The organism is Metamycoplasma hyosynoviae (assembly GCF_004365165.1).
Lineage (GTDB): Bacteria > Bacillota_I > Bacilli_A > Mycoplasmatales > Metamycoplasmataceae > Metamycoplasma > Metamycoplasma hyosynoviae.
Genome location: NZ_SOCH01000002.1, coordinates 64916 through 91380, shown reverse-complemented (window position 1 = coordinate 91380; position 26465 = coordinate 64916). Strand labels below are relative to the sequence as shown.

Annotated in this window: 15 protein-coding genes; 13 read left to right on the top strand and 2 right to left on the bottom strand. The window is 26.0% G+C overall.

The window, feature by feature from the left end; all coding sequences use genetic code 4:
* Positions 1–245 precede the first annotated feature (245 nt).
* The 4 genes from JN03_RS08335 to JN03_RS08330 all read left to right on the top strand — a co-directional run bounded on the left by JN03_RS08335 (position 246) and on the right by JN03_RS08330 (position 9829).
* Positions 246–1829 (top strand): hypothetical protein, encoded by a 1584-nt coding sequence (locus JN03_RS08335; RefSeq protein WP_134076437.1) that lies wholly within the window; start codon positions 246–248, stop codon positions 1827–1829.
* Between the two features lie 209 nt (positions 1830–2038).
* Positions 2039–4456 (top strand): lipoprotein 17-related variable surface protein, encoded by a 2418-nt coding sequence (locus JN03_RS00335; RefSeq protein WP_134076436.1) that lies wholly within the window; start codon positions 2039–2041, stop codon positions 4454–4456.
* 461 nt (positions 4457–4917) lie between these two features.
* Positions 4918–6897, top strand: a complete 1980-nt coding sequence (locus tag JN03_RS00330) for a lipoprotein 17-related variable surface protein (RefSeq protein ID WP_134076435.1) — start codon at positions 4918–4920, stop codon at positions 6895–6897.
* A gap of 100 nt (positions 6898–6997) precedes the next feature.
* Positions 6998–9829, top strand: coding sequence for a hypothetical protein (locus tag JN03_RS08330; RefSeq protein WP_134076434.1), 2832 nt, complete (start codon positions 6998–7000; stop codon positions 9827–9829).
* Between the two features lie 75 nt (positions 9830–9904).
* On the opposite strand, the gene JN03_RS00320 is transcribed toward JN03_RS08330, so the two are convergent.
* Entirely contained in the window at positions 9905–10639 is a 735-nt protein-coding gene (locus tag JN03_RS00320) for a YebC/PmpR family DNA-binding transcriptional regulator (protein ID WP_134076433.1), read from the bottom strand.
* Between the two features lie 147 nt (positions 10640–10786).
* Between JN03_RS00320 and holA the strand changes: the two genes are divergently transcribed.
* The 6 genes from holA (at position 10787) to JN03_RS00290 (ending at position 16218) form a co-directional block, all read left to right on the top strand.
* The gene (gene holA / locus JN03_RS00315; RefSeq protein WP_036441781.1) at positions 10787–11827 is read left to right on the top strand and encodes a DNA polymerase III subunit delta; all 1041 of its coding nucleotides are present in this window, start codon (positions 10787–10789) and stop codon (positions 11825–11827) included.
* A gap of 11 nt (positions 11828–11838) precedes the next feature.
* Complete coding sequence (locus JN03_RS08325; RefSeq protein ID WP_134076432.1) at positions 11839–13362, top strand: alpha-amylase family glycosyl hydrolase; 1524 nt, start codon at positions 11839–11841, stop codon at positions 13360–13362.
* Positions 13363–13425: 63 nt separating this feature from the next.
* Positions 13426–13962, top strand: coding sequence for an MHJ_0274 family protein (locus JN03_RS08320; protein ID WP_036443722.1), 537 nt, complete (start codon positions 13426–13428; stop codon positions 13960–13962).
* Entirely contained in the window at positions 13952–14872 is a 921-nt protein-coding gene (gene pgsA, locus JN03_RS08315) for a CDP-diacylglycerol--glycerol-3-phosphate 3-phosphatidyltransferase (RefSeq protein WP_134076431.1), read from the top strand. Before JN03_RS08320 ends, pgsA begins: the two co-directional genes overlap by 11 nt.
* A 79-nt stretch (positions 14873–14951) precedes the next feature.
* Positions 14952–15104: a 50S ribosomal protein L33 gene (rpmG, locus tag JN03_RS00295; RefSeq protein ID WP_036441773.1), complete on the top strand. Its 153-nt coding sequence runs from the start codon at positions 14952–14954 to the stop codon at positions 15102–15104.
* A 76-nt stretch (positions 15105–15180) separates the two neighbouring features.
* Entirely contained in the window at positions 15181–16218 is a 1038-nt protein-coding gene (locus tag JN03_RS00290; protein ID WP_134076430.1) for an aminopeptidase P family protein, read from the top strand.
* A 168-nt stretch (positions 16219–16386) separates the two neighbouring features.
* Here JN03_RS00290 and JN03_RS08310 read toward each other — a convergent pair whose 3' ends face one another.
* Positions 16387–19173, bottom strand: coding sequence for a lipoprotein 17-related variable surface protein (locus JN03_RS08310; protein WP_166666746.1), 2787 nt, complete (start codon positions 19171–19173; stop codon positions 16387–16389).
* 329 nt (positions 19174–19502) lie between these two features.
* On the opposite strand from JN03_RS08310, the gene JN03_RS00280 reads away from it, so the two are divergent.
* The 3 genes from JN03_RS00280 (at position 19503) to JN03_RS08305 (ending at position 26399) form a co-directional block, all read left to right on the top strand.
* Positions 19503–20285: a dimethylarginine dimethylaminohydrolase family protein gene (locus tag JN03_RS00280; protein ID WP_134076428.1), complete on the top strand. Its 783-nt coding sequence runs from the start codon at positions 19503–19505 to the stop codon at positions 20283–20285.
* A gap of 193 nt (positions 20286–20478) precedes the next feature.
* Positions 20479–21507 (top strand): ECF transporter S component, encoded by a 1029-nt coding sequence (locus JN03_RS00275; protein WP_134076427.1) that lies wholly within the window; start codon positions 20479–20481, stop codon positions 21505–21507.
* Complete coding sequence (locus tag JN03_RS08305) at positions 21507–26399, top strand: valine--tRNA ligase (RefSeq protein WP_277870472.1); 4893 nt, start codon at positions 21507–21509, stop codon at positions 26397–26399. Before JN03_RS00275 ends, JN03_RS08305 begins: the two co-directional genes overlap by 1 nt.
* Positions 26400–26465 lie beyond the last annotated feature (66 nt).

Genomic DNA, 26465 nt, shown 5'->3' with positions numbered 1-26465 from the left:
TCAAATCGGTCTGATTTTTAGTTTTTCCAAAAATTGTTTTTTATCTATTTAAGCTATGCTTACCTTTTGTTTTAGATTTTAAAAGGTATAATTTTATACAAGAAGAAAAAATGACAAAAAAATTTACGAAAAGATATTAATAGTAAAAAAAATTATGACTAAAAAAGTTTCGGCTTTATTGGTTTTGAATACTAGCATTCTAATACCAATAATAAGCACACCTTTATTAGTTAGTTGCAAAAATATTGATTATAAAAAAAGACGTAAAAGAAGATTTTACAAAAGATAAATCTACTATTTTTGCTTCTGAATGTCAAAGTATTATTAAGTTTGGTTCCAAATCAGGTAAGGTAAAATACGAAGTTGAATTAGTTAGTTCTAATGATAAAACTGGTGAAGCTATAGTAAAAATTACACCAATTGAAAATAATAAACTTCAAACAGCTTTTGAATTAAAACTAATTGGTTTTAAAATTAAATTATTTGAAGTTTTAAAAGATGTTAAATCTTTATATTTAACTGAAAAAGAAAAGTACAAAGTTGATGATTATATTTCTAAATTTTCTACCACTTTAAAAGACAAAGTTGTAGTTAAAACTTCAAAAGATTTAACTTTATCTGCTTTTTTGACCAAATACAAATTAGATGCTAATGCCAATTTAAAAATTAAGGATTTAGCAAAAGGTATTGGAACTTTAAATGTTCAATTTAAATTAGGTGATCAAATAGAAACTAAAGAATTTGAAATATCTGGATTTTTATTTGATAATACCTTTACGTTAGTAATTGACAAAATTCTTAGTGCTACGCCCCCAATGGATTTATCAGATAAATCTGATAAAACAATTGATGATTATAATACTGCATATGGTTCTATCTTAAAAGATAAAATCACTTGTAAAGTTGAAGGTAAAAACTGAAATGATTATTTAACAGATGAAGGTTTTGAAATCGGAAATATTATTTTAGAAGCTAAATCAAATGACCCGAAAATTGGAATTTTAAAAATTACAATTACTAAAGATTCTAAAAGCGAAACAATCACAAAAGAAATTACTGGTTTTAAAGAAAATGCGCAACAACCTTCAATTGAATTAAATAAAGCTTTTGAAGAACCTTTAACTCTTGATGGTATTTCATCAGATAAAACTGTTGATGATTATAAGCAAGAACATCCTAATTTAAAAATCCAAGTTAAAACTACTACAAAATCAAATGAAGAATATACCAATTATCTTGAAGAAAATGAAATTGAATTAGATACAGTAACATTAGAATCAGCTGGTGGTACAAAAGCTAATTTAAAAGTTAAAGTAAAAAGTACATCTGATCCAAGTAAAGTTCTTGAAGAAACATTTGTATTAGATGGATTTAAAGAAAAATCAACTACACCAGAACCTCCACAACCACCAACACCAACTGAGCCAAAGAATGCAAAGGAAGCTGCTGAACAAGGCAAATTAATTACAGTTGATAAGACAGCGTCTACTTATGATGCAGATGTAGAAGCTATTAAAGATTTTTTTAGTAAGCCAAACACACTAGAAAGTAGTAGAAGATTAGATGAAAAATCAAGCGGAACTTGAACTTTGAAGTCAAAAAGTGGTACTAGTGCAATTATAGTTAATATTGGTACATCTATTAAATTTGATGAAAAATGAGGCAAATACAAAGATGTTATAAAACCAGCTAAAGGTAACGGCAAGTTCGCTCAAATTAATATTGAAACAAAATCGGGCACTAACGAAGTTGAAAAAATCTACATAGAGTTTAAAGTTAAAGATGGTGGCAATAAGGTATATAAAGTAGATTTTTGAACAAAATCATAATTTAGTCTTAAATATAGTAGAAAATCTCTCTACTATATTTTTTTGCATTTATTTTTGACTTTTTATACTTGATGAAACAATTTAATTTTCTTTATTCTGGAAAATAAATGATGTTATAATTCTCCCGTTTTTTTGAGGTTATAGGTTTGTATTTATAAAATACAAACAAATAAATTACTTTTATACATAAAAAACAAGAGAATTAACATATGAAATTGAAGAATAAAAGTTTACTGATTTTTGGTATTAGTTCATTTATTTCAATTGTTTCTATACCAATTTTGGTAAGTTGTAAAAATAATTTAAATATTGAAAAAGACAATAAAGAACTTGAAAAGTTCCCAGAATATAAGCCTCCCAGGAAAAACTCATCCCAAGAGGATATAAAAGAAGATTCACAAGAAAAAAATCAAAAAGAAATTCAAGAAACAAAACCACAAGAAGAGCAAGAACAAAAGTTAAAAGAAACTCGCGGAGATAATCAAAAAGAAACATCTAAATTAGATTTCAAAAATGATTTGCAAATTATCTTTAAAAAAGATAAATCTTCTATATTGCCTTCACAAATTTCATCTGAAATTCAAATTCTGTCTAAATCTAGAAAAACAACATATGATTATGAAATACTAAATTTTGATGATAGTCAGGGCAATCTAGAAATTAGAATTACACCTATTCATAATGGAAGATCACAAGAAACATTTGATTTAACCTTTAGCGGTTTTAAATCAGTTTCAAAAACTAATTTAAAAGATGTTGTTGAAAAAATTACTAACCTTGATTTAAAAGAAAAAGAAAATAAAACCATCGATGAATATTTGAATAAATTTCCTGATTTAAAATCACAGTTAATTTCCCTAAATTCTAATGAAACAAATTTTATTCAAAAGTATTTGAATAAAAATGGTATTGAAGTTAAAACTTCAATAAAAGAAAAATCTAATGATAGTACAAAAGCTGAACTACAAATTCAATTTAAAAAAGATAGTGAGACAATAACTAAAAGTTTTGATATTTCAGGATTTAAGAAAACATTGGATTTGAATGATTATGTTAATGAATTAAAAGATGTCTCACTTAAGGATATTAGAAATTCAACATTTGCAAATTACAAATTAGTTAATAAAAATTTAACTACTGAAAAATTAAAATCTAATAATCCAAAAATTGATAGTGTAGAAAAATATTTAACTAATAATGAAATAAAAATTCAAATTGAACTAATCCCAAATTCAGAAGATAGCACAAAAGCGACCTTAAAAATAGTATTTAGCAAAAATAATAAATTTGTCGAAAGAACTTATCCAATTGCAGGCTTTGTCAAAGATATTTCACTTTCAGAAATTATTGAAAATTTAGGTGAATTATCATTGGAAAATACATCTGGGAAAACATTTGAAGAATATAAAAATGAAAATCTTGATTTACTATCAAAAATAAAATCAAGTAATGAACAAATTAAAGATCTAAAAAAATATTTTGAAGAAAATAATATTAATCCTATAATTGAACTTCTTAAAAAAGAAAATGAACCTAAAAGTGGAATGTTGAACATTAAACTTTCAAAAAATAATGGGAGTTCGATTAATAAATCATTTGAACTAAAAAATATTTTTGTAGGTGATATATTATCAGAAGCATTTGATACTCTTTTAAAAGAAATTCAATTAAGTGAAGCAGATAAGAAAGATTCAGTTGAATATAGAAAAGATAATGAAAATAATCTAATGAATCAATTGGTTACAAAAGATAAAAATAATGCCCAATTAATTGGAGAATTAAAAAAGAGAAACATTTCTTTAGAAAAAGTTGAAATTTTGGATGATTTTAATTTTGAAAATGGCACATATAAATTATCAATAACTATCTCGAAACTAAATTCTACAGAAAGCCAAACAAAAGAAATAAACCCAATAAATTTTTTCAAGAAAACATCAATACAAGAAATTGTTGAAAAACATATATCAAATATTGATGTTGATGATAAAACCATAACTGCTAAAAAATGAATTAAAAAATATGAAAAAGAACTACCAAGAAATATAAAAAATTATGTTTTCTATAGTAATAAAGTAAATGATTACAATATAAAAATATCAATAGGTGATGTATCTCATAATAATGAACAAAATTCAGTCAAATTAAAATTAAAATATGATTCAGAAAAGTTCACAAATAAATCATTTGAAAAAGAATATGAAATAAAAGGGTTTAAAAAATATGAGTATGAGCCTTCATCGTTTGAAGATGCAGCTGATAAAGATTTATTGATTGTAGTTGATAGAAAGCATTATGAATATAAATCTGATGTTGAAAGATTGAAAAAATGATACAAGAAATATAATAAAGAAGGAATATTAATATATTTAAACGGTTTATGACAAATAAGGCTAAATAATATAGAACCAGCCGAATGAATTAATTCATTAAGTTTCAATAACTTTGACAATAATTGAAAATATAGTGATGTTGTAAAACATCCTAATGATGTAAAAGAAAAGTATGCAAGAATGTATTTTCAAAAAGAAGGTGGAGAAATTACAAAAATAACTATTAGATTCAGAATAGCAAAAGAACCCAACAACAAAATCTATGAATTAGAATTTTGAAATAAGAGCAATCAATAAACTTAAAGCCATTTGGCTTTTTATTTTTTAATGTATGTTCAATAAAAAGATAATTATTTACTAATATACTTTGAGTTTATTTTCAACATACTTATGATCTTTGAGAGTTATACAAATTAATTATTCATTAATCTACTTTAAATATATGTTTTGAGAAATTTGCATTTTATTAAAGTGTTTTTTTATTACATATGAAAAAAATATAATGTACTTATAATATGTTTTTAATCTACCCTATACTTCATTTTAAGTATTTCGATAATTGCATAAATAATTATTAACTAATGTACTTCTAACATACTATTAATTTAATTTTATTTGCATAGCAAATAAAGAGTTGGATTAAAAATTATAAATTCAATACTGTATATTGATTTTTATTACTGCCAATTTTTGGTCGTAACAAAAATTTATTTATAATATCTAGGTTTTGAAAAAATTAACCATAAAAAGGAGTTAAAATGAATAAAAATAAACACAATTCATTATTAATTGGAATGATGTTATTTTCACCAATTGTTGCTTCAACACTTTCAATAAGTTGTTGAAAAGTTAACTACGAAAAAGATATAAAAATTTCTTTTAAAAGAGATAAAAATGAAATTTTAGCTTCTGAAATTTTGAAATATTTAGAAGCTACATCTGCTTCTTTGAAAGTTAAATACAACCTAAGTATAGTAAAAGCTGATGATACAAAAGGTATAGTTGAACTTATGATTACTCCCATTTATAAAGGTAAAGTCGAAAAAAGATTCAATTTAACTTTTGATGGTTTTAAAAAAAATAAGATGACACCACTTGAAGAAATTTTACATAAAATTCAAAATGTTGATTTAAGCGAAAAACAAACTAAGACAATAGAAGAATATGTTGATAGTTTTAAAGGTAGTGATCTAGCAAATAAAATTACTATTAATGGTAAGAAAATGCAAGAGTTTTTAACTCGCCATAAAATAGTTTCAACACCAAAACTAGAAACTAAAAATAAAGAATTAGGTATTGCGGTATTAAAAATAAAGTTTGAATTAAATAATGAAGTAAAAGAAATAGCATATGAAATTTCAGGGTTTAAGAAAATATATGCCCACATAACTCCCTCACCTTATGTGGCTGATACTTTATTAGATAAAGTTATTAATGAACTTGGTACAGTTGATTTAGTAGATAAAGAAAAACATACAATTTCTCAATATCAAAAACAATTTGGTAATAATTTAAAAGAAAAGTTGAAGTTCCATAAAATAGGCAAAGATTTGAAAAAATATTTAGAAGAAAATAAAGACATCGAAATTTACAATGTGAAACTTCAAATCACTTTTGCTGCTAAAGGTACTGGAACAGTTAAATTTATTTTAAAAAATAAATCAAATAATAAACTTAGAGAAGTTGATGGAAATGTATCAGGATTTAAAGAAGATCAAATTGCAAAAGCACTTGATGAAGTATTAATTAATGTTTCATTAGAAGGAACAGAAAACTTAGATCCAGTAGAATATAAGATGCAACACAATGATTTAAAATCAAAAATCATTGCAAAAAATTTTGATAATGCTAAATTAGTTAGTGAGTTAAAAACTAAAAAAATAGAAATTAAGAATGTAAAAATCCAAGTTAAAAACTACACAACTGGAAATTATTCAATATTTGTTACTATAAAAAATCTGGAAAATAATGAAGAGATAACTACTAATTATGAAGCAAGTAATAAATTTAAATCAATATCTATACAAGATATTGTAAATAAAAATGAAAACATAGAAATTGATGATAGAACTCAAAAATCACAAGCATTTATAGATAAGTATAAAGATTCACAATTACAAGCTTTTATTAAGAACTTTGATCAATATAATAAGAAATTCAAAGATTATCAAATTGAATTAAGAAAAAATAAACTTATAGTTTCTGAAAAAGATGATACAAAAATAAAATTAACAATTGAATATACATCGGATAAATTCACACCAACAAGTTTTAGTAAAGAATTTGAAATTAGTGGTTTTCATTCTAAAAAACATACAAATGAATTAAATAAAAAAGCAAAAGAACTTGCTGAAAAAAATGAATTGTTATATCCCTTGAAAGACAATAATGAATATTCAGAAGAAATTATTAAATTAAAAAATTGAGCAAATAAAAAAAATATATATTCTGGAAAAATTATTCAAGATTCAAATGACAATTTTCAAATCATCGAAAAGGATTTGAAGAATATTTCATTTAAACTTAATTGATTAATTTTTGATGACATAAATTTGAATTTAAAATACAATGAAGTTATATTATCTGAATCAAATAATGAAAATTATGCCATAATGCATTTTGTCAAAAACGGAAGCGAAATAACAAAAATATTAATTAAATTTAAACTTGTCAATGATAGTTCAAACAAAGTTTATGAAGTAGTATTCTGAGAAAAAGAATCTGAAAATAGTAAATAAATATTTACCTTAATACAAGATGTTTTTTATCGACTTAATGGCAATATATGAGGAATAATGAACTATAATTTTAGTAATAAAAATTATAGAGAGAAATAAAATGCAGAAAAAGTCGTTACATTTATTAACCCTAACAGGATCACTTATAACCCCGATAATAGGAATACCACTATTGGTTAGTTGTAAGAAAATTGATTATGAACAGGATATTGATATCAAATTTAAACAAACTAAGTCAACATTCTTTGCTTCTGATGTATTAGAAAAAATTACATTAAAATCTAAATCAAATAAGGTAAGGTATACTGCTAAAATTATAAAATTTGATGATGCAATTGGTGAAGTAGAATTAAGTATAACACCAAATTATAAAGGCACAAAAAAACCATTCAATCTAAAAATTTCAGGTTTTGCAAGAAAACTTGAAGTAATATTGAAGCAAATTAAAACAATTGATTTAGAAGAAAAAGATAAATATAAAGTTGAAGATTATAAAACTAATTTTGAAAATGATTTATCTAAAAAAATTACATTAAAAACTTCAATTGGTAAAAATATGCAAGAATTTCTGCATTTTTATGAATTATTCGCGAAATTCACATTGGAAGTTAAAGATGCAAAACAAGGCATTGCTATTTTAAAATCTGAGTTTTCATTAGGAGAACAAAAACAGACTATGGAAACTGAAATTTCTGGTTTTAAAATAACTACTATAATTACAAAATTCATAGAACAAATTAAATCAGTTAATCCTCCAATTGATTTAAAAGATAAAGATGGTAAAACAGTAAATGATTATGCTACTACATATGCAAGTGATTTAAAATCCCAAATTGTATTTCAAATTGAAGAAAAATCGCTTGAAGCATTTTTAAGTGAACAAGGAATAGAAATTGAAAGTATTTCTTTAAAACCAAAAGATGGTGATGGAAAGTCGGGAATTTTAGAAATTAAACTTAAAAAAGGAACTGATTCTGAAATTTTAAGTCAAGAAATTTCTGGTTTTAAAGAAGACATTACTTTAACAGAAATAATTGCCAAAATCAATAGCCAAACTCCTCCAATTGATTTAAAAGATAAAGATGGTAAAACAGTAAATGATTATGCTACTACATATGCAAGTGATTTAAAATCCCAAATTATTTTTTCAGTTGAAGGTAAATCATTAGAAGAATGACTAAATTCGGTAAATACACAAATTGTAGGTGTAGATTTAAAACCAAAAGTTAACGACTCGAAAATAGGTATTTTAGAAATAAAACTAAAAAAATATTTAGAAACAAAAACATTATCACAAGAAATTCAAGGATTTGAACAAGATTTAACGTTAGACGAAATCATTGCTAAAATTAATGCAGAAACTACATCGTTTGATTTAAAAGACAAAAACGATAAAACAATAGCGCAATATGTTGCTGAACATAACGCGGATTTAAAAGAACAAATTCAATTTAAAGTAGAAACTATTGAATTTGAAAAATGATTAGCAAAAAATAATGCATGGATTAATCTAGTTACACTTGAAGCCAAAGAAGACGGCGGAACAGTCGGAATTTTAGAAATCGAAATAAAGAAGGGTTCTGAGACAAAAAGTATAACTAGTGAAATTTCAGGATTTAAAGCTGATACTACTCTCGAACAAATAATCACGCAAATTAAAGGGTTAAATCCTCCGATTGATTTATTTGGAAAAGAAACTAAAACAGTTAGCCAATTTGCAGAAGAATTTAATGGCGTTATTCATAACCAAATCAATAATACAATTGAATCTAAGACCTTTGTAGAATGATTAACTTCACACAATACTCAAGTTGAAAGTTCAACATTAACTCAAAAAGTTGGCTCAAACAATGTCGGTATTTTAGAAATTACACTAAAAAGAGCGGGTCAAACTAAGTCATTATCAATAGAAATTGTTGGGTTTCTTGCTGATTTGACCCTGGATGAAATATTTACAAAACTTCAATCAGCTACACCTAAAATTGATTTAAAAGAAAAGTCAGGCAAAACAGTTAAAAAATATTTAAGTGAATTTGGAACTAAATTAAAAGAAAAAATCGAATTTAAAATTGATTCAACAGAATTTTCACTTTGACTTGAAGGCCAAGGAGCTAAGATTCAAGAAGTATCATTAAAAGAGAAAGATAGCGATAGTAAAATCGGTGTCTTAGAAATAAAAATTGTAAAAGCTACACATAATAAAGTTTTTAGCAACGAAATTTTAGGATTTGAAGAGAATAAATTGCCTAAAGCTTTTGAAGAAGATTTAAAACTAGATGGTATAAGTGATCAACAAACGGTTGCTGAATATATAGCACAATATACTGATCTAACACAAAAAGTAATAACCAATTCAAAAGACAATTCACAATACAAAATTTTCTTATCGACAAATAATATAGAATTCGAAACTGTTGCACTTAAACCGTTGGCTAATGGTAAAGCTAAATTAACTGTCAAAGTTAAAGATGCTACAGATACAACCAATATACTAGAAAAAAGTTTTGAATTATCGGGATTTAAAGCAAGCGATCCTACAACTATTGAAGAAGCGGCCGCACAAGGATTATTGTTTACTGTTGACACAAATGAACCAAATTATCAAAATGATGTTAATGCAATCAAAAATTGATTTGAAACTAATGGAGCAAATACTAGGCATAGAAGATTTGAAGAAAATAATAATGGAAATGGTTGAACATTAAAAAAATCTAGAAAAGATAAAAATCCAGTAATAATAGGTAAATCAATATTATTTAACGAAAAATGAGGAAAATTTAAAAAGCATATTCGTGCAGCTGATGATTCTGGAAATTATGGTCAAATACAAGTTGAGACCGATGGAACCGGGGGGGGGATTATAAAAATCTTTATCGAATTTAAACTTAATGGTGGTTCTGAAAAGTATATAGTTGATTTCTGAAAAAAGTAATTAAATAATTAAAAAATATACAGTAGTTTTCTATTGTATTTTTCATTATTATCTTATTAAATTAATTAGTAATTTTTAGAATTCAGCATTGTGGTAGACTTCTTGAACATCTTCGTCGTCTTCTAATAAGTCAATGAATTTTTCAATTTGGTTTTGTTTATCTTCAACTGAAATTTCGACAGTTGAATTAGGTATATAAGTAACTTCTGCAGTAATATAGTTTTCAATTTTTAAAGCATCATCTAAAGCTTGTTTAACGGCTGAAAAGTCGCTTGGTTCAGTAGTTATTACATAAGTGGTTTCTTCAACTTGGAAATCACTTGCACCAGCATCTAGCGCTAGCATCATAACTTCATCTTCAGGGGCGATAGATTTATTAAATTCGATAATACCTTTTTTATCAAATACATAAGGTACAGAACCTTGCTTACCCAATGTTCCATTAGCGTGATTAAAATAATGTTTAATATTAGAAGAAAGACGATTAAAGTTATCAGTTAAACAATCAATTAAAAACGTAACCCCACCAAATGCAGTTCCTGAATACAGCACTTCTTGGAAATTAGTTCCTTCTTGTTTGGCGTTTCCAGTAAATTTAGCTAATATCTTATCAATATTAGCTTTTGGCATACTACGTGATTTTGCTTTTGTAATTGCTAGTTTTAAAGAAGGATTGGAATCAGGGTCTGGACCGCCAATGGTTGCTGCAACCATTATTTCTTTTGAAAACTTTTGAAACATCTTGCTTCTTTTAGCATCTTGTGCGAATTTATGTGCTTTTGTTGTTGCTCATTTTGAATGTCCTGACATAATTTCTCCTTAGCTTATTTTCAAAAAATTATATCAAAAATGGATTTATTTTTATATCCAATTATCATTTACTAATTGTTAAAATTTGTAAATCATTTTTACCAATTAACTTTGTAAAACTAAAAATTTAACTATAATTAATAAGATATGTATTTAGTAAAAGGCAATGAAGAATATTTAATAGATAAAAGGGTAAATAAGATAAAATCTGACCTTATTTCAAAGCACCCAAATATGGAAGTTTTATACTTTTCTTATTCTATGTATGTTGAAGAAATTGTTGATGTTTTAGTGAATGTTGATATTTTTGCTTCAACAAAATTAATTATTTTTAAAAACATTGACTTTTTAAATGCTAAATCACATCTTTATAGTAAAGAAAAAGCATCTGAAACAAAAACTGGAAAAAATAAAGTTAAATATGAAAAATATAATGAAAAATTCAATAAGTCCAAAAAAGAATTATTTGAAGATATTATTGAAATGATTGAAGAAAAATCACCTGACACACATATTATATTTTCACAACTTCTAAAAAAATACGACAAGGAATTCGAACCTTCAACTGTTTATAAATATTTAGAAGCTAATGCTAAAGTTTTCGAAGAAAACAAAGTTAGCAATTATTTATTGGGTGATTACATTGACCAAATTATTAAAGAAAAAGGTGGAACAATTGAACGTCTTGCCAAAATTCAAATGTTAACTTATCTTCCTAATGATTTAAAAGTAATTGAAAATGAAATTGATAAATTGCTTTTGATTGATAAAAACATTAAATTGAGTATGCTAGATTCAGCTGATTTAAGTTTGAATGATGTTGATTTTGCTTTTCAAGATGCTTTCTTATCAATGAATAATTACAAAAGAATAATCAAAGCTTTTTATGAACAACTTAACTCAGGACTAACAATCAGTCAAATCATTGCTCAAATTGGAAATATACTGTATGATATTCAAAAACTTTTCATTTATAAAACACAATATGATAGCTTAGATAAAATTGCAGAAATTACAAAAATCCATAAATATAGACTTTCATTGTGCAATCAATTTATAAACAAAGTATCTTATTTAAAAGTTAAAGAATGAATATATAAACTCGCTGAACTTGACATAAAAATAAAAAGTGGTCGCATAGATGAAATGGTTGGAATAAAAACTTTTATCTTAGAATTAATAAAATAGTGGTTGGAAATATGAAAGAAAGAATAATTACTTACGAAATAAAAATTGAAACTTTCAAAGATAATGATAATAACGGAATTGGTGATTTCAAAGGGCTTTCATCTAAACTTGATTATTTCAAGTATTTAAACATTAATTATTTATTTATTAATGACATTTTAAAACAATATGAAAATGTAAATTCCCTTGAAAGTGCTAACCAACGTTTTGGTTCACTTGATGAATTTATTGAACTTACAAAACTATTTAATACAAATAAAGTTCAAATTACACCAATAATTGATTTAACTGAAATCAAGCAAAGCTATATCAATTGAAAAAATATGATGAGACTTTATTCAGACGATTTTGATACTACCAAAGAAATTGAATGAAATACACTATATAGCAAATATGTTTTGAATAATGACATTCAGCCTAATGAAAGAATAACCGATCTAGCCAACTTTATTTTATATTTCGACAAAGTTATAAATTTCTACAATGAATGTGGAGTTAAATCGTTTGTCCTTAAAAACTTCGAGTTTTTAATCCCAAACACTAAAAAACAAAAATCACTTTCTAAACTTGAAGATATTTATAAAATGATTAAACGTCTAAATCCTGATGCTAAAGTGATATTAAATCCTAGTGTGTTTAACAAAACACTTTTTAAAAAAATGATTAAATCAAAAGCTAAAGTAGTAGATTATTTGTACATTAATTCATTTACAACCATAGGTATAGATAAGCAAATGCCTTATGCTAATAAAACCATTTTTAATTTCAAAGAAATTACTAATGAAATTAAATTCTTATATTATTCCCCTAAATATATAATTTGCCTTGGATCTGATAATTATGGCAGAATTCAATCGATGTGAGGATGCGAAAAAGCCTTTTTGGAAGAATCAACAAAAGCCTTAATTTCATTACTATTTGCAGGTAAATCTTCTATTGGGATGTATTATGGTGACGAACTTGGAATGACTAAAACCTATCACATAAACCTTCATAAAAACGAAAAGAAAAATAATGAAGAAAAAAGGTTTTATCAAAGCAAGAAAATCCCTTACGCCACTTATGAACAAGCAAAAAAATATCAATCTCCTGAAAGCTCTTATGCTTTAATGTCATGAAGTGATGGTAAAAATTCAGGATTTGGTGATTCTAATAACTACTATTTTTCTTATGCTGATAATGTAGCAAAAAATAATGTAGAACTTCAAAAAATTATCAAAAATAGTCCATTAAATTATTTCATTCAATTAACCGAAATTATTAATAATGAAAAACTAAGTAATAACTTTGATAAATCAAGAGTGCTAGTTAAAAAATCTAACCATAAAAGAGTTGTGTTAATCAAAAGAAAATACAAAAAAATTACTTTGTATTTTGCTTTGAATTTAGCAGATAAGCCTAAACGATTTAAAAAATGTCATGGATACCAAATTCTTGCAAGTAATAATGGCGATAAAATCTATGAAGGCAATGTAAATATGTTAGAACCTTATGAAAGCATTCTTTTCATAAAAGAATTTAGTAAGGCTAATTAGTATTAGTATATAATTTAAAATTAAATTATATATAGTACAAATATTAAGGTAAGGACATATAAAATGCAGCCACAACAAAAAGCACCCACATCGCAAATTGTTATCTACATAATCCTTGCTCTTTTATTGGCATTTTTAATTGCATATTTTATTTGAAAAATTCTTAAAGGTAAGATCTTAAAGAAAAAAGAACTTAAAATCCAAAAAGAAAAAGAACAAAAATCTCGTATGCTTTTTTATGATTACATTATTACTTTCAATGAAATCATAAATTTTACTTTAAAAGAACTACAAAATTTTGTGCCTTCTATTGGTAAAGTCAAAATGACTGAAATCAAAGATGGAGCTAACAAACTTGTAACTAAGCTTTTAAAAAGAGATGACTTTGCACAAAACTTTGTGGAAAAAGAAGAATACAAAGAATTTCTTGAACATTGTGAACTTTTAGCTACAGTTAATTGCAACATTTGAGAAACTAAAATCCCTAATTCTTTAAGTTTTTTTAAAACCCAGTATGAACAAATTCCAACCACTGAACATACAAAAACTTATTTAGAACTTGTGCAAAAATCAATAAAGGAACAATATTATGAAAAATAGTAGCTCACACTTAAAATCAAAAACATTACTACGTAATGAAAAGTTTGGTGTAGCTAATTGACTTACAATTTTAAGACTTGCGTTTATGTTGCCGTTTCTTGCAATTATGATTGCAATGTTTGTTTTGATTTACTATGCTGCTGAACCTAGCTTCTTCTGATATAACAAGCTAGAAGTTAATGGTTATGGCAAAAAAGAAGTGCTATCAATTTTATATTGAATTAATGTCTCACTATTCATTCTTGCAATGTTCACTGATTGAATTGATGGATATTATGCGCGCAAGACTAAAACAATATCAGTGTTTGGAAAAATCTTTGATCCTATTGCTGATAAAGTTGCAACTTCATTAATGCTAGTGTTCTTAATTATGCTGAACTATTCATTTTTAGTTGTAATAATCCTATTTATCATCAGAGATGTTATTGTTGATGGTGCTAGAATGTATGCTATAAAGAAAAACATTAAAGTGCAAGCAAATTTTCTAGGTAAAGCAAAAACTTTCTTAATGTCATTTTCAATAATATTGATTGCAATTGCTATGCCATGAGTCTCATATTTCAACAGAAAATCAAATAATGTTAATCTAATGTATGTGTTTTACATTAATATCCCACTAATAATTTCACTTGTACTTGCTTGAGTTAGTGGATTTATGTACCTTAAAAAATACCTAAAAGGTATTAGATACGATCATTACAATAACACTGATGAAAATGAATATTTATCAGATTTCATTGTTGAAAAAACAAAAGAAGTTGAAATTCCAGGAATTAAAATCGATAAAAATCTAGTTAAAAAACCTACTTCTAAACCTAAAAAAGCTTCAAAAACTGATAGTCAAGATGAAGCTGATGCTGATGCAAACGAAAAGCAAATCGACTTTTCAAAAACGGAAATTTTTGAATAATAGTATATAATTTAGTAATCTTTGAAGCTCTACATATAAAGATTATTCTTATTTAACAAAATAACTTATCGGAGGAACAATGCCAAGAGAAGGTCTTACATTAAGATGTGAAACATGTAAAATGGAAAACTATATAACCAAAAAAAATAAAAAACTTCATCCCGATAAAATGGAAGTGAAGAAATACTGCTCAAAATGCAACGCTCACACTGCTCATAAAGAAAAAAAATAATCTTGCGTTATTTTTTTATTTACCCAAATTTATCAAATTTCAAAATTAAAAATATTTCAAACACACAGGAGATAATATGTTAAGAAATGAATTAAATAAATATTTTTCTGAAACTAAAGTAGATGCTTATATTTCAGAAGCCCCACAAACTAGATTGTGATTTTCAAACGTACAAACATCAGATGGATATTTGATTGTTGAAAAAGAAAAAGCATTTTTATTTGTTGATGGACGTTATATTGAATATGCTACTAAAAATGCCAAAAACGTTGAAGTTAACTTATTAGAAAAAGATGCACTTGCAAAATTCTTAGAAAAGAAAAAATACAAAAAAATAGCGATAGAACAAGACTATTTAAATGTTGGTGTATTTGAAAGATTAAAAAAACTTTCACCAAAATCAGAATTTGTTTTGGTTCAAGGTCAACAATTTAGAATCAAAAAAGATGATGAAGAAGTAGCTAAAATCCAAGAAGCTTGCAACATTTCTCTTCAAGCATACGAAGAAGTTAAAAAACTTCTAAAAGTGGGAATTAGTGAAATTGAAGTTTCAAACAAATTAGGTTATTTAATGCGTATTTTTGGTGCTGAAAAAGAATCATTTGATTCAATTGTGGCTTTTGGTTCGAATGCTGCCGAACCTCATCACCACCCAACTGATAGAAAGTTAGTTGAAGGAGACATTGTTAAAATTGACTTCGGTGCACAATTTATGGGATGAGCTAGTGATATTACACGTACTTTCTTTTTTGGAAAACCAAAAAATGTTGAACTTGTAAAAATATTTGACATTGTTACAGAAGCTCAACGTCTTGGACGTGAAGCGGTCAAACCGGGGGTAACTACACAAGAAATTGATAAAATTTGCCGTGATTACATCGAAAATGCTGGTTATGGTAAATTCTTTGTTCACTCAACAGGACATGGTGTTGGTATTGATGTTCATGAACTCCCTTATGTAAATGCAACTGTTCCAACTGTTTTAGAAGAAGGTATGATAATTACAGTTGAACCTGGAATTTATGTTGAAAATCTAGGTGGAACTCGTATTGAAGACACTGTTCTAGTTACAAAAGACGGCAATAGAGTTTTAAGTAGACCAGAAGACTATTAAAAATTAGAATTTATATTTTATTAAGACACAAACAAAAAAAGTTTTGTGTCTTTTTATTGCATCTTTTCCAAAAATATGTGGCGATATTGATTAATTATCTTCAATTAGTAAAATTGCAGAAAAAAAGATGAACTTCAATTTAATTCATCTTTTTGCATTGGCAAAAGTTTATTTTTCAAATATTATTTGTTCAAATATTTCGTCATCAAGTTTATTATCTTTTATTAATAATCTTCACTTAATTATTCATTTATTGTTTTCTCTAATAAGTGAAACGCCTTTAGCATTACCTTTATCTTCATGCTTGCAAATGTTTTGTTCATTTGTTCCGTGGGTATTTACTTTACCCTTTATTAAGGCATCAGAAATTGAAAGTCCATCTATTTTATTACCCTTATTTTTTTCAAGAATTACATTATCCTTAATTGCTAGATAAGCAATTTTTGTTCCATTATTTGTTACTTTATTAAATGATTCGATAATATTATCTTCCTTTGATGTATCAACTTTGAATAAGTTTTTTGAAACAGATAAATCATATAATTCTTTTAGTTTATATTCTTTTGTAGAACCTGTTGATGTTTTGAAACCACTTTCATCTTTTTCAATTATTCTAGTAGGATGCAAATTATCAACTAGATTTTTTATAGTGATTTTTATTTTTAAACTTCCAGCAGTATTATTAGCATCAGTTAATTCGAAATCTTGAACCTCGATAGCATCTTTATATTCGGGTTTTACGGTAATGTTAACATTTAACTTTGTAATAGATGTAGGTAAAACTTCAGTTTTTGTGATACCTTCGTATTCAATTGTTAAACTATCAGCAGTAATACTATTAAAATCAAAGTTTACTTTTTTAAATCCTTCAACTGTAAATTCTTTTGAAGCATTATTACCATCTTTAGTTAAAATAACTTTTACTTTAACTTTTCCATTATATTTATCTTTTTCTAAAACTTCTATTTTTTTAGTAATTCCAGAAGGTGCATTATATGTTTCACTTCCTTTTAATAGTTTGAATTTTGAATCTTCTGCTTTATCAGCTTCGACTTGATCTTTATTATCATAATCTACTGTCAAACCATTAAATTCTTTACCTAATTCATCTGCTTTAAATCCGGTTATTTCAGTTTTGGTTGATTTAGAAGTGAATTTTGTACCTTTATATTCAATTTCTGCTTGATATGTTAAAACCAATTTTGAATGTTCAGAGTCTTTTTCAAATTTATTGATAATGAATTTAACTGCAATATTTTGAAGTTTCACATTAGGCAAAATAATATTGCTTTGTTCAGCTGTATTTACAAATATATCTTTTTTATTAGGATAATCAAATTTAGTTTTAGCATCTTCTGCAACTTTATCTATCGCATTTTGATCAATAATTTCAAAACTTAGTTCGTTAGTTTCAGTTTGTTTTGTATCATAAATGTATTTTCATTTATTATCCACTTTATAACTTTTAGCTAATGTTATAGCTGCTTTATATTTATTATCGATAACTTTGATTAATTTGCTTCTTCCAAAAGTAGTTCCAAATTCAAAACTTATTTTTGATAAATCTAATATTTGCTTTTTATCGGGATCATCATGTTTTTTATCATAAAATTTCTTTTCTTTAAAATCATAGAATATATCAATTTCAGTTTTTTGACCCGTTAATAATGATTCAACAAGATTTTTGGTTTCAATGGTTTGATATAAATCAATATTTTTGATTTTTTCTCTTTGTTTTATGATTACATCATAATCTGATTTAAAGCATTCAAGATTAATTTCTTTTGAAAGTGATTTTGAACCTTTTTTGATAGTAATTACTACAGTTCTAAATCCATCATTATAATTAACCTTGCTTGGATTATCATTTTTGAATTTATGGCTATATTCGAAACCTTCTTTTTGATTTTCTAGTTTAACTTTAGTAATTGCTAAATCACCAGCATCAGTTTTATCTAATACTTCTTTGCCGCCTTCATATGATAAACTAACAGCATTTAATGCATCTTGCAATGCTTTTTCTTCGGGAGTAGAAGCTTCAGCTTCTTTAAAACCTTTAATTTCAAATTTACGTTTATCTGAAACTAAATTATTTTCTTTGTTTTTTAAGTGGAAATATACTTCTAGATTTTTTGAATCTGTTTTACTTACGGATCAAGATTTTTCTATTATCTCATATTTATTGGGATCATCAATGATGCCTGAAATTGTAGGGATTGTGAATTTTAAATCTGCTTCTGTAACTTCTTTTGCAAACATATTTGCTTTGTTATCAACATCAACAGTAACTTTTCTTGACGCAGTATTAAGCTTTTTAATTAGTTCTTCTTGTTCGGCTGTAAGTGCTTTAAAACCCTCAATTGAAAAGCTTTTTGCTTTTGATAAAACTCCACTTTGCTTATGTTTTAGTCTGATTGTAACATTAAGCTTGGTTTTATCTTTACTATCAACTTTTGGATTTATTGAAAATTCAAAAGTGTTTTTGTCAATAGTTGAAGTTTCAGTAATTTTTATGTCGCTTGCAACAATAGTGTTAGCTATTTTATCAGTGTGATTATCTACTGTAACGCCACTAATTTTTTCAAGCTCTGTAGCTAAAAGATTTTTTATTTCTTCGGTGGAATCGGCCTTAAAGCCCTTAATAGGAAAGACTTTTTGTGCCTTAGTGCCCTTTTTAATGTTTTTTAATTCTACTAGAACTTCTAGTGTGGTTGGATCAGTGGCACTAACTTGGTGCGTTTGAGTGGCAGTGAACACTGATGTACGATAACCAGTAATTTTTATATCTGAATCAGTTACTTCGCTAGCTAATTTATCTAATGAAGTTGCAGAAACTTTAACTTTTTCAATTTCACTTGTAGGGTCTTGATTAGTACATGAAATTACTAATAAAGGAATGCAAGTGGGGGGGGTGATTAATGAAGATAATAAAATTATCTTACTCTGTTTAGTCATAAATTTAGTTATATTTCCTCATAATATTTTATTTGTCATTTATTTGTGAAAATAAATGCAATATATAAATTTTATAAGAAAATTTGGCTTTATATAAGCATTATTTTTTTTACCTTACTTTTATGAATAAAAAAGACTTTAAATATTATAAGTTTTTGCAATTTCTAAAAAATCCCATAATTTCAATTTTTAAATTCAATAGTATTCACTAAAAATTAAATTTTTATCATGATAAATTTGCAAGTTTTTCATTATTTTCTTTTTCGGAAAATTAAGGTAAAAGCTACATAGTATAATTTATATACATAAATTATAAAATAGGAAATAATATGAAAAAATTTAATAATGTTATTGTTAGAATACCTGCTGCTAGTATGGTAAATGGAATTACTTCTGTGCCAGAATTAGGAAAACCTGATTATGCAAAAGCTTGCTTGCAACACAAAGACTATATTAGCAAATTAGAAGCTACTGGTGTGAAAGTTACAATTGCACCAAAAGATGAAAAATTCCCAGACTCTTGTTTTGTTGAAGATACTGCTGTTATTGTTCCGGGTGAATTTGCTATCTTAACAAACCCAGGTGCAAAAACACGTAATGGCGAAAAACATATTGCACTTCCTTATCTACAAAAATTCTTTGATGAAAAACATATATACAAAATTGAAGCTCCTGGTACTGTAGACGGTGGCGATGTTATGATGGTGGGAGACACTTACTTCATTGGTATGTCTGAAAGAACAAACGATGAAGGAATTAGACAATTCTTCAACATTCTTGCAAAACATGGCAAAAAATGTTACCCTGTTCCTATGACTGAAATGTTACACTTAAAAACTGGAGTTAATTATCTAGAACATAACAATTTACTAATTTCAGGTGAATTTATAAACTACCCAATTTTTAATGATTTTAATAAAATTGTAGTACCTGCATCAGAAGGATATGCAGCAAACTGCATCTGAATGAATGAAACAGTTATTGTTCCTGAAGGATATCCAACAGTATTAAAAGCAATTCAAGATCTAGGAATTTACAAAGTAGTTACTTGCGATACTTCTGAATTTAAAAAACTAGATGGTGGATTGAGCTGCTTGTCGCTAAGATTCTAATAAAATTTTAGCTTAAAAATAACGCAGGTATCGGCGTTATTTTTAATTGTTTTATGGTGATGAATGGTGCTTTGTTTTAATATAAAAACAAGGTTTAAAAGCAAGCTAATAATTTCTAGTTTCAACTTACTAGCAATAAATAAATTGCATTTTACATAATATTTTATTAGTTAATATAAAATATTAAATACATATGAATGAAAAAAGAAAGAATTATGAAAATAAAATCCCTGGTGGGCTTTTTCACTATTTAAGATGAGTAAGAACACAATTTGGATTTAGCTACAAAAAATGAGATTCTAAAAGAATTGCTTTTGTTAGTGTATTAATTTCAATTTCTGTTGTATTTTTCATTATATCAGTTCGTATTTTGCCAATAAATGCACTTCCTTCATACAAGTTCAGTTTCATTGGACTTCCTGTTAAAATAACTGGTTTTATTTTTGGTCCTGTAGTTGGAATAATTACTGGTGTGCTTGCTGATTTAATTTCTTTTTTATTGGTTCCTAGTTATTACCATTATCTTTATACTATTGCAATTGCAATAGCTGGATTTATTCCTGGCCTTTGTGGATATTATTTCTTTAACTTGAATGAAATGTTTTTTTCAAGTAAGTATAGAATTTATAAATACAAAGAAATAATATCTTTTTTCCAAAAAAAATATGATGAAGCGCTTTTAAAAGGTAATTCAATTGACATTCAATATTTTTCAGAAGAAATTGCTTTTTACGAAGTAAAAATAATAATGCTTGAAAATCGCAAAAAACCAACTGCGATGATTAACTTTGCTTTTGTATCCACTTTAATATCGTTAGCAATTCAAGGCATTTTGATATTTGTTATTTTTTCACGTATACCTGCAGAAAATTTTGAAAACAACCGTTTTATTAAAAACAAATTGTTTTATATTTTCTTAACATCTCTTGGTTTTATTGTTATGTTTCTTTTTGCAATTTTCTACCGTGTTTTTTTGAAAGGCAAATATCGTACTTTTATTGAAATAATGGCGATTATTTCACTTTCAGCTATTTTAGAATTTGCTAACACAATGCTACTTGCAATAGCAGATACTATTACTTTAAAAGTTGATTTTTGAATTAATCTAACGCAACATGCTTCTACTGGCCCTATTAAAATATTCTGAAACTTATCAATAATTTTGGCAACTTATAAAGTTGTATATCCTTTAATTAGTTCAAAAGAAGGAGCAAGATTATAATGGCTAAAAGTTTCATTAAAAATCTTGTTCTTAAAAATATCAAAATATTCGAAAAGAAAAAAGAAAATTTTGATATTTCATTATTTAACTTAAATATCAACCTTGATAAAAACGATATTCTTGCTATTTACAATAGTTCTGAAAAAACCTACAATGAAATCTTTTCACTTTTTTTAAATTATCAAAAAAAACCTAAAACAAATTTCTTGGGTACTACTCAGATAGAATTTGATAACAAAAATTTAGACTTTAATAGTCGCAAAGAAGAATTTATCAAAAACTTTGCTCATTGTTTTGAAGAAAATATTTTAGAAGTTAATCCTGATGTCACAGTTTATAAAATGTTAAAAGGCTATTTTGAGAAAAATAGACTTATAGATATTTCGGTTAAAAACTTTATAAAAGATTGAAAAGACACTTATGAAAGTTATTCAATTATTTTAAAGAAGCATTTCATTGAATATTACAGTGAATATGAAAAAGAGTTATATGATTTTTTAAAAATCTTAAACATCAAACTTTTAAGTATCACAAATCAACTTGAAAATATTAGTGAAAAAAATATATCTAATATTTTCAAAATCATTATTGATGATTACATTAATTTTTCTGAGGTTTCAAAAAAATATGAATATATGTTGATGGAACTTTCATACAATTCAATCAATAAATTCACCCATGGTGAATCGTTTTTAGATTATAGCCGTTATATTAAACTTAAAAAAAATGTTGCTATTGCAAAGCAAAGACTTTTAAATAAATACGATGAAAAAAGAGAGAACCAAAAAACTATAATTCAAAACATCAAAGAATTAAAAGCTAACAATGCAATTGTTTTAAAAGAAACTAGATTTTTATTAAATAAACTTGCTTCTGACCTAAGGTATGAAAATGATTTTCATAAAATCAAATTAATAGATAATGATGACCTTAGATCGGTAATTTACCACTACCAACTTTATTTAATTAATAAACGTTTAATTAACTTCATTACTTTTAATTATTTTAAACTTGTATGATGTGGTAGTACAGTAGTAGATTCACTTATTAATGAATATCATGACATTTGCCTTCAAGTTTCAGAAGAAGTAAGTTTTATAAGTTTTAAAGTTCGTTCTAGAAGAAAACTATTTTCAAATATTAGGCAAATTGTTAATGAAAAATTTGTTTTAAAAACAGAATTTTATAGAAATAAATCACTTGATAGTCGAAATAGATTTTATGAAACTATTGCTAATTTAAAAAACAAAGAACATCGAAACACAGATGAAACTAATTTACTAGCTAATAGTATGATTATGAACCGTGAAATATTCAATGAAATTCAAAGTGAGTTTCAAAAGTTTAGACATGAATATTTTTGAAACTTCGACAATATTTCACAAGAAGTAAATGAAAAAAGAATTGAATATTACAACATTGTTGAAAAATTCCAAATTATTAATAATGATCTAATTGATGAAAACAATGCATTAATTAATAAGATTCTAAAAACCATTAGAAAATATGTAAGTTTAAAATCACTTGAAGAAAGTGAAGATAAATTTGGAATAAATTTTGTGGCCGAACTTAGTTTAAAAACTAAGATGCTTTTGAAATATCAAGATATTTTCAAAAAAGAACGGAATATGTATTCAACTTATTCACCTCTGTTCCGTGATTCTAAATTGAGCTACAATCTATGCAAAAAATTTATTTTAAGATCTTTAATTTATACTATCTTAAAAAAAGTTTCTCTTCCTTTGATACATAATGAACTGCCCTACTCACTTTTAGATATTCAGCACCGTTTTGATATAGAACGTGAAAAAGTGTTCATCTCAAAACCAAGTTTGATTTTAGTAGATCACCACATTAATAAATTTGATGAAAAGCAGCAAAATAAATTTCTAACTGAAATTAATAAATATATATTTGAACACAATATCATTGGAATTTATTTAATCAATAATATTGATAATATCCGTAAATTAACCAACAAAGTTATTTTTATCAACAACTTCAAAGTTGTTGAAGAAGGTAGAACCAATGTTGTTTTTCAAAACCCATTGAACCCAATGGTAAAATACTTAATTTTTCCAGATAGTGGTACAAATGCTTATTTGCTAAAAGAATATAAAACTTATAAAGATAACTTTGAAAATTTAAATAAATATGAAATTGAACAAAATCACATTTTGTGATGTCAATGAAATGAACTAGGAAAATGAGTAGTTCCTAAAAACATTAAAAACCCTAAAATAAAAAATTTATTATTTAACAATTACACTGAAAGCATTAAATTAAAAACAACCACTGTTAGTTTTGATAGCAGTACTAAAGAAGATGAAATATTTGATTTCTCATTAATATTTGAACAAGGAAACATGAATATGGATAAGAATTATAATCACTTAATAACTGAAAATAAACGCCAACAAAAATGAAAAGAAAATAAATACTTTTCATTTCATAATCCAGTAAAAAGACCATTCACCATTATAGTTCCGCCTCCTAATATTACGGGTAAACTCCATATAGGTCATGCACTTGATACTTATATTCAAGACACTATTATTAGATATAAAAAACTTGAAGGCTATGATGTATTATATCTAGCCGGAAAAGACCACGCCGGTATAGCAACTCAAGCTAAGGTTGAAAAAGAACTTGCTAAAAAGAAATTAAATAAATATACATTGGGTCGCGAAAAATTTTTACAAGAAATGTGAAAATGAAAAGATGAATATTCAGCTAACATCACAAGCCAATGAGATAAGTTGGGACTTGCACTAGATTATACTTCTGAGCGTTTTACATTAGATGAAAAATCAAATGAAGCTGTTATAAAAGCTTTTATTGATATGTACAACAATAATTTAATTTATCGTGCTAAAAAACCAATTTATTGAGATCCTAAACTTCAAACAGTACTTTCTAATATTGAAGTTATTAATAAAGAAACTCCTCAAAAAATGTATTACATTAAATATCCAATAAAAGATTCTGAGGATCATTTATTAATAGCTACAACTAGACTTGAAACTTTATTTTCAGATGTTGCTATTGCACTTAATCCAGAAGACAGCAGATTTAACGAACTAAAAACCAAAAAAATAATTCACCCATTAACTAAAAAAGAACTTACTGTTGTAGCTTCTAAGTTAATTGATCCAGCTTTTGGTACAGGGATTATGAAAGTATCAGCACACTCAATTGATGATATTGCAATCATCCAAGAAAATGGACTTGAAATAATTGAATGTATTGACAAAAATGGGAAATTAAATAAAGTTGCTGGTGAATTTGAAGGATTAGAACGTCAAGAATCACGTAAAAAAATTTTCAAACATTTAAAAGATGCTAGTTTTATCGAAAAAGTTGAAGACATAGTTTCAAATGTAGGATATAGCGAACGAAGTGATGAACCTATTGAAATTTTGATGCAGCATCAGTGATTTGTTAAAATGCAAAAACTTTCACAGGATTTATTAAAGCACTTACAATCAGCTAATAAAGTTAACTTTATTCCAGGTCGTTTTGAAGATGTTCTTGTAAAATGAATGGAAAATGTTTATGACTGAACCATTAGTCGCCAATTATGATGAGGGCACCGTATTCCAGCTTGATATAATGAAGGTGCAATAAAAGTTCAAGAAACTTCACCTGGTGAAGGCTGAGTTCAAGATCCAGATGTTTTAGATACTTGATTTAGTAGTGCGCTTGCTCCATTTATGTTTTTAGGTTGACCTAAAAATACAGAAGAATTAGAACGCTACTTTCCAACAGATGTTTTAGTAACAGCTTATGACATTATTTTCTTTTGAGTTGCTAGAATGTATTTCCAATCACTTTATTTCACAGGCGAAGCTCCTTTTAGAAATGTATTAATTCATGGACTTGTTCGTGACGAACAAGGTAGAAAAATGTCTAAGTCATTAGGAAACGGAATTGATCCTATTGAAATAATTGACACTTATGGTTCTGATGCATTAAGAATGGCTTTAATATTTAATTCAAGTCCAGGACAAGATATAAACTTTGGTCTTGATAAAATCAAAAGCTCGCAACTATTTTTAAATAAACTTTGAAACATTGCTCGTTTGATTTTAACTAAGCCAGTTAAAATAAGCGATGAAATTAAATTCAAAGAAGTAATTGATAATTTCGATATTTGAATATTAAATAGATTTTTATTAACAAAAGACCTTGTTAATAAAAATATGGAAAAATATGAATTTGCAGTTGTTTATAAATATATTTATGAATTTGTTGTAAACGACTTTTCTTCTTGATATCTAGAATTCTGTAAATTCAAAAATAATGACATTTTCTTGCATTTCATATTTAAAGAAATTTTAATTATGATGAATCCATTTATGCCATTTATAACTGATTATATTTTTGAAAATGTATATAAAGAAGAACTTTATTTATATAAATCAATTAACTTTGCGGAATACACTTCACCAAGTCATAAAGAAATTGATACATTAATTGAATTAATCACTGAACTTCGTAAATATCGTGAAAGCAGAGCGATTTCAAAATCAGAAATCTTGTACTTTGATATATCAGATGAATTTACTATCTCACAACTTTCTAAAGAAATAATTCGTAAGATGACAAATTTTGATATGAAAGCAAATACTGACTTTGCAATCAAATTAATTGATGCTACAATTTATGTTAAACAAGATGAAAATGCCAAGGCACAAGAAATCGCTGATATTCAAAAAGCTATAAAACATGCTGAAGATGAAATTGCTTTCAATAAGAAAATGTTAGATAATCCTAAATTCATTGAAAAAGCTTCGAAAGAATTTGTTATTGAAAAGCAAAAAAATCTTAAAGAATATCAAGAAAAACTAGGATTTTATCAAAAGCTTTTAGAAGAAAAACAAGCCAAATAAGGCTAATATCACCATTTTTCATTAAAAAAACACAAAAATATAACCAAATGAGCTATAAAAAAGTGT